Genomic DNA, 12,987 nt, shown 5'->3' on the forward strand with positions numbered 1-12,987 from the left:
TTCAAAATTATGGATTCAAAAGACAATAATAAAAAGAAAGAATCTGCCAATTCTGCAGAAACCAAAAAACAAAATGAAGACTTCCGAGATATTCCGGCGTCTTCACAGAAACAAAATCCGCCTGCTATTGATAAAGAAGATGTACAAGAATCTTCTAAAAACAACAAATCCGGAAAAACAGATAATACCAAGTGAGAGCTTGGTATTTTTTATGGCAGCTATTTCCGCCCTCCACTCCCGCTATTTTTTGCACAAATTGTAGACACCGATAGAATTTTATTACCAAGCAAAAAATGAGCTCCATTCAGGTCGGGCTGCAAATTTCAACACTTTCTCAAGATTTGTCATTACTTCAATGTAGTACCAATGTTCAACTATCAAAAAGAATCGGCAACGTAAAAAGTTAAAATAAATTGTATTTTTTTGTGAATTATCGCGCTACAATTTCTTAAAGACGTAAAAAAAACGTATTTTTGCAACTTAAAATTTCTTAGTAAACAATGATAAAAATTACACTTCCAGACAATAGCGTCAGAGAATTTGAAGGAGCAACGACTCCTTTGGATGTGGCAAAATCTATAAGCGAGGGATTGGCTAGAAATACCATTTCCGCAGTTGTAAACGGCACACAAGTCGAAACCACCACGCCTATAACCACAGATTCTACGGTACAGCTTTTGACATGGAATGATGATCTTGGGAAGAAAGCTTTTTGGCATTCTTCAGCTCACCTTTTGGCGCAAGCTATCCTTGAGTTTTATCCTAATGCTAAGTTAACGATTGGTCCTGCTATTGAAAGCGGTTTCTATTATGATGTAGATTTCGGTGACGAAACATTATCAGAAAAAGATTTCGAAAAAATAGAGAAGAAAGTTTTAGAAAACGCTAAAAAAGGATCAACATTCTCATTGTATCCGGTTTCTAAAGAAGAAGCTTTAAAAACGTATGCAGACAATCCTTACAAAGTAGAATTAATCTCTAATCTTAATGATGGAGAAATTACTTTTGTAACACACGATAACTTCACCGATCTTTGTCGTGGTGGTCACATTCCAAATACAGGAATTGTGAAGGCAATGAAGATTTTAAATGCTGCAGGAGCGTACTGGAGAGGAAATGAGAAAAACCCTCAACTAACAAGAGTATACGGAATTTCTTTCCCTAAACAGAAAGAACTGACTGAATATCTTGAGTTATTAGAAGAGGCTAAAAGAAGAGATCATAGAAAATTAGGTAAAGAATTAGGAATTTTTGCTTTCTCAGAAAAAGTAGGTGCAGGTTTACCGCTTTGGTTGCCAAAAGGTACTGCCTTGAGAAAAAAATTAGAAAATTTCCTTTCTGATGCTCAGAAAAAAGGAGGTTACGAATTTGTAATGTCTCCACACATTGGTTCTAAAGAATTATATGTAACTTCAGGGCACTGGGATAAATATGGAGCAGACAGCTTCCAGCCAATTAAAACTCCGAATGAAGGAGAAGAATTTATGCTGAAGCCAATGAACTGTCCGCATCACTGTGAGATTTACAAAACTTCACAATGGAGCTACAGAGATTTGCCAAAAAGATATGCAGAATTCGGTACCGTTTACAGATACGAGCAAAGTGGTGAGCTTCACGGTTTAACGAGAGTTCGTGGGTTTACTCAGGATGATGCGCACCTTTTTTGTACTCCAGATCAGTTGATGGATGAGTTTAAGAAAACAATTGATTTGGTTCTTTATGTTTTCGGTTCTTTAGGTTTTGCTGACTTTACGGCTCAGATTTCATTGAGAGATCCTGAGAATAAAGAAAAATATATCGGAACTGATGAAAACTGGGAGAAAGCAGAAAATGCAATTGTAACTGCTGCCAAAGAAAAAGGATTGAATACCATTACAGAATATGGCGAAGCTGCATTCTATGGTCCTAAATTAGACTTCATGGTGAAAGATGCTTTAGGTAGAAAATGGCAATTAGGAACAATCCAGGTTGACTATAACTTACCTGAAAGATTTGACCTAACTTATATCGGAAGTGATAACGAAAAGCACAGACCGGTGATGATTCACAGAGCACCATTTGGTTCTATGGAGCGTTTCATCGCTATCTTATTAGAAAATACGGCTGGAGATTTCCCATTATGGTTGGCTCCGGATCAGTTTACCATATTACCAATCAGTGAAAAATATGTAGATTATGCTAAAAAAGTTTCACAACTTTTAGAAAATAACGATATTAGCGGATTGATTGACGACAGAAATGAAAAAACGGGTAAAAAAATCCGTGATGCTGAATTAAAAAAGATCCCATTCATGCTTGTAGTGGGAGAAAATGAAGAAAAGGATGGCACAATTTCTGTAAGAAGACGTGGAGAAGGAGATCTTGGAGCAATGAGTCTTGAAGATTTTGTCTCTTATTTTAAAGAAGAATCAAAAACTGGAGTTGAGTATCAAGCTTAAATCCAAAGAGTTATTCTGAACGAAGCAAAATTTTGTTTAGATGATTATAAATAGAAATTAACCAATAAAATTTAATACAATAGCACAGCGATTTAACAACAGAGGCCCACAAAGACGTCCTGTACAAGAGGACTTACACATGATAAACGATAAGATTCGCGTAAGAGAACTTCGTTTAGTGGGCGATAACGTAGAGCCAGGAATTTTCCCTATCGACAAGGCAAGACAGATTGCCAAAGAACAGGAACTAGACTTGGTCGTAATTTCAGATAAAGCTGAGCCTTTTATTGCGAGAATATTAGACTATAAAAAGTTTTTATACGAGCAGAAAAAAAAGCAGAAAGAGCTTAAAGCAAAACAAATCAAGGTTGTCGTAAAAGAGATTCGTTTCGGACCTCAGACTGACGAGCACGATTATGAGTTTAAGAAAAAACATGCTGAAAAGTTCTTAGAGGAAGGTTCTAAACTGAAAACATACGTGTTTTTCAAAGGACGTTCTATTATCTTTAAAGACCAAGGTGAAATTTTACTTTTAAAACTGGCTCAGGAATTAGAGCACGTGGGTAAAGTAGATCAGTTGCCTAAACTTGAGGGTAAGAGAATGATTATGATGATGAGTCCTAAGAAACCAGCTAAATAATACATCAAAAATGTCGGAAAGTTGGAGGCTTAATGCTTCTAACTTAATGATTTACGATATACAGAAGAGATTTTCTTTGAAAGTCTCTTTTCGTATTATTATTTTTCGTAATTTTGCACACGCAATTATCTGCGTAAGGGATAGGAATGAAAAGCCCACAGCAAAAGCCGGAATATGCGGCGGTGCGAGGACTTGTAATGAATAGCCCGACCCAAATGAGTGAATGGAGCGAAGCGGAATGAAGGAGTGAGGGATACGCCCAAAGTAATGTAACAATATAAAAGTCTAACAATGTAACAATCATTGATACACTGACAAATTGCTACACTTGAAAACAGTATTGATAACAAAAACATAAAAAAGCAAACAATGCCAAAATTAAAAACGAAATCAGGTGCTAAGAAACGTTTTGCTCTTACCGGTTCTGGAAAGATCAAAAGAAAAAACGCTTACAAAAGTCACATCTTAACTAAGAAAGAAACTAAGCAGAAGAGAAATCTTACTACTACTTCTTACGTAGCTAAAGTGGATGAGAAAGGCGTTAAGCGTCAATTAGCAATTAAGTAGTTTTTATAAATCTTATTCGGTTTATAAGAATTCAAACAAATTCAACATTTTAACCCTGAAACGGTGCACCCAAGAACAACAATTGTTGTCGCCCTTTTCAAAAAAACAATTTAAATTATGCCAAGATCAGTAAATGCCGTAGCTTCTAGAGCGCGCAGAAAGAAAATAATCAAACAAGCTAAAGGTTTTTTCGGTAGAAGAAAGAACGTTTGGACTGTTGCTAAAAACGCGGTACAAAAAGCAATGCAATATGCTTACCGTGGAAGAAAAGAGAAAAAGAGAAATTTCAGATCACTTTGGATCATGCGTATTAACGCAGGAGCTAGAGAGCATGGAATGTCTTACTCTCAGTTTATGGGAGCTCTTAAAAAGAACAACATTGAATTAAACAGAAAAGTTCTTGCTGATTTAGCAATGAATCACCCTGAAGCTTTCAAAGCAGTTGTAGATCAAGTAAAATAATGTAAAATTTTTTGTTATCAATATAAGATCCCGAGTTTTTTGCTCGGGATTTTTTTATTATCTACATTTGCGTATTATTAAAGTACCATCATTTAAAGTGAAAAAATTAACAGGTCTTCTACTTCTTTCTTTGGCATCATATAATTTGAATGCACAAAATTTTATTCAGGCTTATCAAACAAGAGCGAATCAGATTACTCAAACCAATATTAATACGCTGCTTCAGGAATTTGCAAGCTATGGCGTAAAAACCACAGGTTCTGCGGCAAATACAAATGCATTGAATTGGCTTAAGGCTAAGTATCAATCTTTTGGTTATACTACAAGTCAGATTACAGAAGATTCTTTTACTTATGGTAGCTCAACTTCTAAGAACTTAATTATTACTAAAACTGGGACTTTGTATCCTAATACCTATGTCATTATTTGCGGGCATTATGACACTGTAAACGGACCCGGGGTAAGTGATAATGGAAGCGGAACTTCAATTCTATTGGAAGCTGCAAGAATTTTAAAAGATGTTCCTACGGAATATTCGGTTAAATTTATTCATTTTTCTGGTGAAGAGCAAGGATTGGTAGGAAGTAATCATTATGTAAATAATGTTGTTTTTCAAAATAACGCTCGTCAAATGACTATTAAAGTTGTCTTTAATATTGATCAGGTTGGCGGACAGATTGGAAATATCAACGATACAATTACCTGCGAAAGCGATCAAACATCTACCACAGGAACAACAGGAAATAATGCTGCGTCACTTTTAAAGACTCAAGAATTAGCAAATTGCACAACATTATACTCTCCTCTTCAGGTAAATATGTCGAATGCTTACGCATCTGATTATATGCCATTTGAAAATAGAGGCGATATTATTACTGGGTTTTATGAAACAGAAAGAAGTAATAATGAACATAGTGTAAATGATACTTATGCAAATATTGATCCTGTGTATGTATTTAATGTAGGAAAAGCAGCGGTTGGCGCTTTGCAACATTTTGCAGTCGCAACTTCGGTTTTAGGAACTCATGAGAGCAGTCAAAATAAACTGGAATCTATTAAAATTTATCCAAATCCGGCAAAAGATATTTTGAATATTGAAACTCCGAAAGAGATTAAAAACTTCAGTTTTGAGATAAAAGATATGAATGGAAGGCTCATTTCAACCTATGAAAATGAAACAACAATTAATGTTTCAAAATTATCAAACGGCGTTTATCTGTGTACGGTAAAATCTGATGGAGAAACGATTACGAAAAAAGTGATTATTGAAAAATAAGGAAGTATAAAATATATTTTGCTTTTCAATTTGTAAAAGTTCTTTGCCACTAATGCACGAATATTTTTCTAAATAATATTCATGCATTAGTGGCAAAATATATTATAAGCTACTTATTTCTCGCTAAAAGTATTTCTTCAATATCTGTTAACGTTACATTTTTAGCTTTCAGTAAAATTAAAAAGTGATACAGTAAATCTGCTGCCTCATTTTTGAACAGATTATCATTATCATCTTTGGCTTCTATCACTAATTCTACCGCCTCCTCTCCTACTTTTTGAGCTACTTTATTGATTCCTTTTTCGTAGAGAGAATAGGTATAGGAATCTTGAATTTTATCATCAATTCGCTGGCCGATTTTTTCTTCTAATTCATACAAAAATCCTTTAACATTTTTTTCTCCAAAGCAGCTGAAGCTTCCGGTATGGCAAACTGTATTTGTTGGAACTGCTTTAATTAAGATGGTATCTTGATCACAATCTATATCCATACTTTTTACGGCTAAAAAATTTCCAGATTCTTCGCCTTTAGTCCATAATCTGTTTTTTGAACGGCTAAAAAAAGTAACGACTCTTTCTTTTTTTGTCTTGTTAAAAGCTTCTTCGTTCATATAGCCCAACATCAAAACCTGCAAAGTTCTTTCGTCCTGAATAATGACGGGAACGAGCCCATTTGTTTTGTTAAAATCTACTTTCATCTTACTTCAATATTTTTATTTTTCAATTCATTTTTTAAATCATTAATTTTAATTTCATCAAAGTGAAAAATACTCGCCGCCAAGGCTCCTGTTGCTTTGGTTTGAGTAAAAACATTTTCAAAATCTTGAGTTTTACCGGCGCCGCCCGAAGCAATTGCCGGAATATTTACAGCATCAGCAATCAGTTGCGTTAATCTTACATCAAAACCATTTTTGGTTCCGTCACCATCCATTGATGTGAGAAGAATTTCGCCTGCACCCAATTCTTCTACTTTTTTAGACCAATCTAAAGTTTTTAAATGAGTCAATTCTCTTCCGCCTTTCACAAAAACCCAATCGGTTTCATTAATCAATTTTGTATCAATAGCGACAACAATACATTGGCTTCCAAATTCTTTAGCCAAATTAGAAATAAGTTTTGGATTTTTTACCGCTGAAGAATTAATGCTTATTTTATCTGCTCCGGCTTCCAAGAGTTTTCTTACATCTTCAACAGAAGAAATTCCGCCTCCGACGGTAAATGGAATACTGAGTTCTTTTGATATATTCTTAACTAATTCAACGAAAGTTTTTCGTTCTTCAATAGTTGCAGTAATATCCAAGAAAACCAATTCATCAGCTCCTTCATTTTCATATTTTTTGGCTAATTCGATAGGGTTTCCGGCGTTTCTTAAACCTTTAAAATTGATACCCTTTACGGTTGTTCCGTCTTTTATATCCAAACATGGGATAATTCTTTTTTTTAACATTTTATTACGTTTTTTAATAGGGTTTTCACCCTATTCTTTATTAAATCGTCCCTTTTAGGACTTCAATTAGAAAACTAATTTCATCCGCTAAAAAATCTTTGATTTTTAAAAACTTACGTGTTCTTCTAAAGCAGTTAGTAGTCACTTACAATTTCTAATGTGTTAAAAAAAATGTGTTTTTACTACCGCGAATATTGATAGGATTTTCATCCTATTCTTTATTAAACCGTCCCGTTGGGACTTAAGTTGTTTGATGTTTAACACCCGCTAAAAAATCTTTGATTTTTAAAAACTTAGGTGTTCTTCTAAAACAGTTAGTAGTCACTTACAATTTCTAAAGTGTTAAAAAAACTTTTGTGGTTAAACAAAATCCTGTAATTCTTTCAGTCTAATTTTTTCCTCGTAAATCGCTTTTCCGATAATTGTTCCGCTGCATCCAATTTCCTTCATTGTGTAGACATCTTCAATACATGAAATTCCGCCACTTGCAATCAATTGAATTGTAGCTTTATCTAAAATTTCCTGATACAATTCTGTGGAAGCTCCCTGCAACATTCCGTCTTTTGAAATATCGGTACAAATCACATTTTTAATACCTTTTTTCTGATAATCAAGAATAAAATCAATTACATTTTCATTACTTTCTTCAAGCCATCCTGAGGTTTTTATTGTTCTATTTTCACAATCAGCTCCCAAAATAATTTTTTCTGAACCGTATTTTTTAATTAATTCCAAACAAAACTCAGGGTTTTGAATCGCGATACTTCCGATAGTAATTTGTTTTGCTCCACAATTAAAGGCAATTTCTATATCTTCTAAAGTTTTTAAACCACCTCCAAAATCAATTTGTAATGAAGTTTCTTTTGCAATATTTTCCAGTACTTTTTGGTTGACAATATGTTTTGATTTTGCGCCATCCAAATCCACCAAATGCAAATATTTAATCCCAAAATTTTCAAATTCTTTGGCAACTTCTACAGGATTTTCATTGTAAATTTTTTGTGTGTTATAATCACCTTTTGAAAGACGTACACATTTTCCATCAATAATATCAATGGCAGGAATAATTTTCATTTTTAAAGTTTTAAAAAATTGTTTAATAATAAGCTTCCTATTGCCCCAGATTTTTCAGGATGAAACTGCATCGCGTAGAAATTATCTTTTAGCAAAGAAGCACTGAATGGCAAAATATAATCACAAACTGAAGTGGTATTTTCAGATAATTCGCAATAAAAACTATGCACAAAATAAACATCATTATCTTCTATAATCTCTGAAAAAATAGAAGATTTAAAATTTGAAATTGTATTCCAACCCATATGTGGAACAATATTTTTTGCAGGAAATTTCTTTACATTAATATCAAAAATTCCCATTCCGACAGTATTTCCTTCTTCATTGTTTTTACACATCAGCTGCATTCCTAAACAAATTCCCAAAACAGGTTGTTTTAAAGTTGGAATTAACTGATCCAAACCTTTTTCCTTTAAAATTTTCATCGTGGAAGAAGCCTCACCAACACCAGGAAAAATCACTTTATCTGCTTTTTTTATCAACTCAAAATCATCCGTAACAATAGATTTCACATTTAATCTATTCAAAGCATTTTGTACAGAATTCACATTTCCGCCGTTATATTTTATAATCGCAATCATTTTATAAACTTCCTTTGGTTGATGGTAAATTAAAATTCTTATCCGTTTGATTAACCGCCATTTTTATCGATTTTGCAAATGCTTTAAAAATAGATTCAATCTTATGATGCTCATTTTCACCTTCACCTTTAATATTTACATTACATTTGGCCGAATCGGCGAAAGATTTAAAGAAGTGCTGAAACATTTCCGTTGGAACATCACCAATTTTCTCTCTTTTAAAATCAACCTCCCAAACCATCCAAGGTCGCCCTCCAAAATCAATGGTAACTTGCGCCAAACAATCATCCATCGGAAGAAGAAAACCATATCTTTCAATTCCTTTTTTCTTGCCTAAAGCCTTTAAAATAGCTTCTCCCAAAACAATTCCGGTATCTTCAATCGTATGATGTTCATCCACTTGCAAATCTCCTTTTACTTTAATTTTTAAATCTAAATTTCCATGTTTTGAAATTTGTTCTAGCATATGATCGAAAAAGTGTAAACCTGTTGAGATTTCAGATTTTCCGCTTCCATCGAGATTGACTTCAATTTCAATTTCGGTTTCATTCGTTTTTCTGAAAACTTTAGCCTTTCTTGGAATTTGCTTTAAATATTGGTAGATTTCGCTCCAATTCTCAGTTGTTAACTGAGAATTTTTATTGATTGATTTATTAATGAAAATTGCTTTTGAGCCTAAGTTTTGAGCCAACTGGATATCCGTAATTCTGTCTCCAATCACGAAAGAATTTTTCAAATCATAATCTCCATAAATATATTTTCCCAACATTCCGGTTTGTGGTTTTCTAGTTGGCAAATTTTCATGCTCAAAACTTTTATCTATTAAAATATCACTGAAAATAATTCCTTCATTTTCAAAAGCTTTCAGCATCTTTTCATGTGGTTTTATGAAGTCTTTAAAAGGAAAACTCTCCGTTCCCAAACCATCCTGATTTGTCACTATTACCAGTTCAAAATCAAGTTCTTTGGCAATTTTTGAAAGGTTTTGAAAAACTCCGGGATAGAATTCAAGTTTTTCTAAAGAATCTACCTGAAAATCTGTTGGCGGTTCTAAAATTAATGTTCCGTCACGGTCTATAAATAATACTTTTTTCATGATTAAATACTTTTTAAAACCTGAATTAATTGAATATTTTCTTCTCTGGTTCCTACATTAATTCTGATACAATTTGGAATCTGAGGACTTCTTTTGCTGGTCAAAATTTCTTTTTCCAAAAGTTTATCGTACACTTTTTCTACATCTTCAAACTCAATTAAAAAAAAATTAGCATCAGTTGGATATACTTTTTTAATACAATTAACTGATTGGAATTCATTTTCTAACCATGAAATTTCATTTAAAATACTTTCTATGTTTTGCTTTAAATTTTCTTGTTTATCAATGAGTTCAATTACTTTATTCGAGCTTAAAGAATTCACATTGTAAGGCGCTTTTACCGTATTAATTAGCCGAATAATTTCTTCAGAAGAATATGCTATTCCTACTCTTGCTCCAGCCATTCCCCAAGCTTTTGAGAAAGTCTGAAGGATAATAAGGTTAGGGTATTTTTCTAATAACTCAATACAAGATTTTTTACCTGAAAACTCAATATATGCTTCATCGACAACTACAATTCCATTGAAGTTTTTAATGTAAAACTCAATATCTTTTACAGAATTTCCGGTCGGATTATTGGGTGAACACAGAAAAAAAACTTTAGATTTAAAATCTTTTACAATTTTCAAAAAATCATCTTTTACAATCTCAAAATCTGCATTTAAATCGAGTTTTATTACTTTATTTTCATTGATAGAAGCATAAAAACCATACATTGCAAACGATGGATTCATCATTAAAACTGAATCTTTTTTAGGTTCACAAAATACTTTTATAATCAAATCGATGAGCTCATCGCTTCCATTTCCGACTGCGATTTCATTAGCCGAAATATTTTTTACTTCTGATATTTTTTGCTTTAATTTTTTCTGAGTAGAATCAGGGTAACGACTCAGTTCTCCAAACGGACTTTCATTAGCATCCAACAAAACTGGATTTTCAAATTCATTATTGTCCCTAAAACTTACGTAAGGCTGTAATTCTAAGATATTTTTTCTTACTAAACTATTGATGTTAAATTCTTTCATTTTCTTATTTTAATCTGATTGATACGGCATTTTTGTGAGCAAATAATCCTTCTGCTTCGGCCATAAGCTCTATTGTTTTTCCTAAATTTTGAAGACCTTTTTTTGATAGATTCTGAAACGTTATTTTCTTTACAAAACTGTCTAAAGAAACTCCGCTGTAATTTTTTGCAAATCCGTTTGTTGGAAGGGTGTGATTGGTACCACTCGCATAATCTCCTGCGCTTTCACAAGAATAATTTCCCAGAAAAACAGAACCAGCATTTTGTATTTTATCGATATAATTTTCAAAATTTTCGACTGCTAGAATCAAATGTTCCGGAGCATACTGATTGCTAAATTCTAAAGCTTCATCAACCGTTTTTAACAAAATAAAATGACTGTTTTTTAATGATTCTTGAGCAAATTCATTTCTTGGAAGTTCTTTAACTTGTTTTTCTATTTCTCCGATAGTTTGATTAAAAATTTTCTTGTCTGTTGAAATAAAAATCACCTGACTGTCATTACCGTGTTCAGCCTGAGATAATAAATCTGCTGCACAGAATTCTGGAACTGCATTTTCATCGGCAATTACTAAAACTTCGCTTGGTCCAGCAGGCATATCAATTGATACTCCGAAATGCTGAGAATACTCTTTTGCGGCAACAACAAACTGGTTTCCGGGACCAAAAATTTTGTAAACATTCGGAATGCTTTCCGTACCGAAAGTCATGGCGGCTATCGCTTGAGCACCGCCAGTTTTAAATATTTTTGTAATACCACAAAGTTTTGCGGTGTAAAGAATTGCAGGGTTGATATTTCCGTTTTTATCTGGAGGTGTACACAAAATAATTTCACTACAACCTGCTAATTGTGCAGGAATTGCCAACATTAAAACTGTAGAAAACAATGGAGCTGTTCCTCCCGGAATATAAATTCCCACTTTCTCAATAGCTCTATTTTCTCGCCAACAAACGACTCCTTTTGTAGTTTCAATTTTCTGAATTTTAGGAATTTGTGAAGCGTGAAACTTAGTAATATTTTCTTTTGCCTGTTGAATGGCAAGTTTCAATTCTTCGCTTATTAAATTTTCTGAACTTTCTAATTCTTCTTTCGAAACTTTGATTTTTTTTACTTCTGCTCTATCAAATTTTTTATTGAAATCAATTAAAGCCTGGTTTCCATTTTTTTCAACTTCATCAAAAATATTAACGATTAATTCTGAAAGTTGCTCTCTTTTTATTACTGGTCTTTTTATCAAGTCAGACCACGTATTTTTTGCAGGATAATTACTAATTTTCATCTTAAATCACCATTTTATCGATTGGAATTATTAAAATATCTTGTGCTCCTTTTTCTTTTAACTCGTCGATGACTTCCCAGAAACGGTCTTCATCAATCACTGAATGAATGCTGCTCCAATCCTTTTCTGCTAAAGGAATTACGGTAGGACTTTTCAAAACAGGAAGAACATCTGAAATTTCTGAAATCTTTTCGTTCGGAACATTCATCAAAATATATTTTGAATTTTTTGCTCTTAAAACAGACTGAATTCTAAACAGAAATTTTTCTAAAATTCTTTGTTTATCATTATTTAGTTGAGATGTTTTTGCAAGAACAGCTTCAGACTTTAGAATGGTAACAGTTTCTCTCAATCCATTTTTAAATAAAGTACTTCCCGAGCTTACGATATCACAGATTCCGTCGGCAAGACCAATATTTGGAGCGATTTCTACCGAACCGGAAATGATATGAATTTCTGCTGAAATATTATTTTTTATTAGAAAATTTTTCAGTGTATTCGGATACGATGTTGCTATTTTTTTTCCTTGAAAATAATTAATATCGTCGGTTTCAATTTCTTTTGGGATAGCTAAAGAAACTCGGCATTTTGAAAATCCTAAACTTTGAATAATCTCAATGTTTTTCTGTTTTTCAACTAAAAGATTTTCACCGACAATGGCAATATCTACTACACCATCTTCCAGATATTGTGGGATGTCTGAATTTCTAAGATACATAATTTCCATAGGGAAATTGTCTACGGAAACTTTGAGCTGGTCTTTTCCGTTGTTGACGTAAATACCGCAATCTTTGAGGAGTTGGAGCGATTCTTCGTAAAGCCGTCCGCTTTTTTGTATGGCAATTTTTAATTTACTCATTTTATTATTTTAAATCTGAGTAAACGAAAATGATTAATTGAAATAAATTGCCCGGGAAGAATTTAGAAACAAAAAAACCGTCTGTTTACTCAGACGGTTTTTAATTATTTTGATTTTTAACATAGTTACATATCAATCAATTCCGTCTTAGCAGAGATGATGATAATAATGATGTACTGTTAAAAAATTGGGTTTCATTGTTGAAAATTGTGGTACAAATGTAGAACTTATTTTTAAACTT

Annotated in this window: 14 protein-coding genes; 6 read left to right on the forward strand and 8 right to left on the reverse strand. The window is 32.9% G+C overall.

Features of this window, described 5'->3' with window-relative positions:
• Positions 1-9 precede the first annotated feature (9 nt).
• The 6 genes from LO744_RS10160 (at position 10) to LO744_RS10185 (ending at position 5,383) form a co-directional block, all read left to right on the forward strand.
• Entirely contained in the window at positions 10-195 is a 186-nt protein-coding gene (locus LO744_RS10160; RefSeq protein WP_230669119.1) for a hypothetical protein, read from the forward strand.
• 305 nt (positions 196-500) lie between these two features.
• A complete protein-coding gene (gene thrS / locus LO744_RS10165; RefSeq protein ID WP_230669121.1) occupies positions 501-2,438 on the forward strand; it encodes a threonine--tRNA ligase in 1,938 nt (645 codons plus the stop codon).
• 139 nt (positions 2,439-2,577) lie between these two features.
• Entirely contained in the window at positions 2,578-3,078 is a 501-nt protein-coding gene (gene infC, locus LO744_RS10170) for a translation initiation factor IF-3 (protein WP_066678569.1), read from the forward strand.
• Between the two features lie 369 nt (positions 3,079-3,447).
• A complete protein-coding gene (gene rpmI, locus LO744_RS10175; RefSeq protein ID WP_230669123.1) occupies positions 3,448-3,645 on the forward strand; it encodes a 50S ribosomal protein L35 in 198 nt (65 codons plus the stop codon).
• A gap of 117 nt (positions 3,646-3,762) precedes the next feature.
• Complete coding sequence (rplT, locus tag LO744_RS10180) at positions 3,763-4,107, forward strand: 50S ribosomal protein L20 (RefSeq protein WP_230669125.1); 345 nt, start codon at positions 3,763-3,765, stop codon at positions 4,105-4,107.
• Between the two features lie 97 nt (positions 4,108-4,204).
• Positions 4,205-5,383 (forward strand): M28 family peptidase, encoded by a 1,179-nt coding sequence (locus tag LO744_RS10185; RefSeq protein ID WP_230669127.1) that lies wholly within the window; start codon positions 4,205-4,207, stop codon positions 5,381-5,383.
• Between the two features lie 109 nt (positions 5,384-5,492).
• On the opposite strand, the gene hisIE is transcribed toward LO744_RS10185, so the two are convergent.
• The 8 genes from hisIE to hisG all read right to left on the reverse strand — a co-directional run bounded on the left by hisIE (position 5,493) and on the right by hisG (position 12,746).
• Positions 5,493-6,080, reverse strand: a complete 588-nt coding sequence (gene hisIE, locus LO744_RS10190) for a bifunctional phosphoribosyl-AMP cyclohydrolase/phosphoribosyl-ATP diphosphatase HisIE (RefSeq protein ID WP_230669129.1) — start codon at positions 6,078-6,080, stop codon at positions 5,493-5,495.
• Positions 6,077-6,829 carry an imidazole glycerol phosphate synthase subunit HisF gene (gene hisF / locus LO744_RS10195; protein ID WP_230669131.1) on the reverse strand — a complete coding sequence of 251 codons (753 nt, stop codon included), beginning with the start codon at positions 6,827-6,829 and terminating at the stop codon, positions 6,077-6,079. The genes hisIE and hisF overlap by 4 nt, the downstream gene beginning before the upstream one ends.
• Positions 6,830-7,189: 360 nt before the next feature.
• On the reverse strand, positions 7,190-7,903 hold the full coding sequence (gene hisA, locus LO744_RS10200) for a 1-(5-phosphoribosyl)-5-[(5-phosphoribosylamino)methylideneamino]imidazole-4-carboxamide isomerase (RefSeq protein ID WP_230669133.1): 714 nt from the start codon (positions 7,901-7,903) through the stop codon (positions 7,190-7,192).
• A 2-nt stretch (positions 7,904-7,905) separates the two neighbouring features.
• Positions 7,906-8,484, reverse strand: a complete 579-nt coding sequence (gene hisH / locus LO744_RS10205) for an imidazole glycerol phosphate synthase subunit HisH (protein ID WP_230669135.1) — start codon at positions 8,482-8,484, stop codon at positions 7,906-7,908.
• A 1-nt stretch (position 8,485) separates the two neighbouring features.
• Positions 8,486-9,580 (reverse strand): bifunctional histidinol-phosphatase/imidazoleglycerol-phosphate dehydratase HisB, encoded by a 1,095-nt coding sequence (gene hisB / locus LO744_RS10210; RefSeq protein ID WP_230669137.1) that lies wholly within the window; start codon positions 9,578-9,580, stop codon positions 8,486-8,488.
• 2 nt (positions 9,581-9,582) lie between these two features.
• On the reverse strand, positions 9,583-10,608 hold the full coding sequence (hisC, locus tag LO744_RS10215; protein WP_230669139.1) for a histidinol-phosphate transaminase: 1,026 nt from the start codon (positions 10,606-10,608) through the stop codon (positions 9,583-9,585).
• Between the two features lie 4 nt (positions 10,609-10,612).
• Complete coding sequence (hisD, locus tag LO744_RS10220) at positions 10,613-11,887, reverse strand: histidinol dehydrogenase (RefSeq protein ID WP_230669141.1); 1,275 nt, start codon at positions 11,885-11,887, stop codon at positions 10,613-10,615.
• 1 nt (position 11,888) lies between these two features.
• Positions 11,889-12,746 carry an ATP phosphoribosyltransferase gene (gene hisG, locus LO744_RS10225; RefSeq protein WP_230669143.1) on the reverse strand — a complete coding sequence of 286 codons (858 nt, stop codon included), beginning with the start codon at positions 12,744-12,746 and terminating at the stop codon, positions 11,889-11,891.
• Between the last annotated feature and the right edge of the window lie 241 nt (positions 12,747-12,987).

Source organism: Chryseobacterium turcicum, assembly GCF_021010565.1.
In the GTDB taxonomy this organism is placed as follows: domain Bacteria; phylum Bacteroidota; class Bacteroidia; order Flavobacteriales; family Weeksellaceae; genus Chryseobacterium; species Chryseobacterium turcicum.

Coding starts and splice junctions, on each gene's coding strand:
- LO744_RS10160 (WP_230669119.1), top strand. CDS start 10: ATGGATTCAAAAGACAATAATAAAAAGAAAGAATCTGCCAATTCTGCA.
- thrS (WP_230669121.1), top strand. CDS start 501: ATGATAAAAATTACACTTCCAGACAATAGCGTCAGAGAATTTGAAGGA.
- infC (WP_066678569.1), top strand. CDS start 2,578: ATGATAAACGATAAGATTCGCGTAAGAGAACTTCGTTTAGTGGGCGAT.
- rpmI (WP_230669123.1), top strand. CDS start 3,448: ATGCCAAAATTAAAAACGAAATCAGGTGCTAAGAAACGTTTTGCTCTT.
- rplT (WP_230669125.1), top strand. CDS start 3,763: ATGCCAAGATCAGTAAATGCCGTAGCTTCTAGAGCGCGCAGAAAGAAA.
- hisIE (WP_230669129.1), bottom strand. CDS start 6,080: ATGAAAGTAGATTTTAACAAAACAAATGGGCTCGTTCCCGTCATTATT.
- hisF (WP_230669131.1), bottom strand. CDS start 6,829: ATGTTAAAAAAAAGAATTATCCCATGTTTGGATATAAAAGACGGAACA.
- hisA (WP_230669133.1), bottom strand. CDS start 7,903: ATGAAAATTATTCCTGCCATTGATATTATTGATGGAAAATGTGTACGT.
- hisH (WP_230669135.1), bottom strand. CDS start 8,484: ATGATTGCGATTATAAAATATAACGGCGGAAATGTGAATTCTGTACAA.
- hisB (WP_230669137.1), bottom strand. CDS start 9,580: ATGAAAAAAGTATTATTTATAGACCGTGACGGAACATTAATTTTAGAA.
- hisC (WP_230669139.1), bottom strand. CDS start 10,608: ATGAAAGAATTTAACATCAATAGTTTAGTAAGAAAAAATATCTTAGAA.
- hisD (WP_230669141.1), bottom strand. CDS start 11,887: ATGAAAATTAGTAATTATCCTGCAAAAAATACGTGGTCTGACTTGATA.
- hisG (WP_230669143.1), bottom strand. CDS start 12,746: ATGAGTAAATTAAAAATTGCCATACAAAAAAGCGGACGGCTTTACGAA.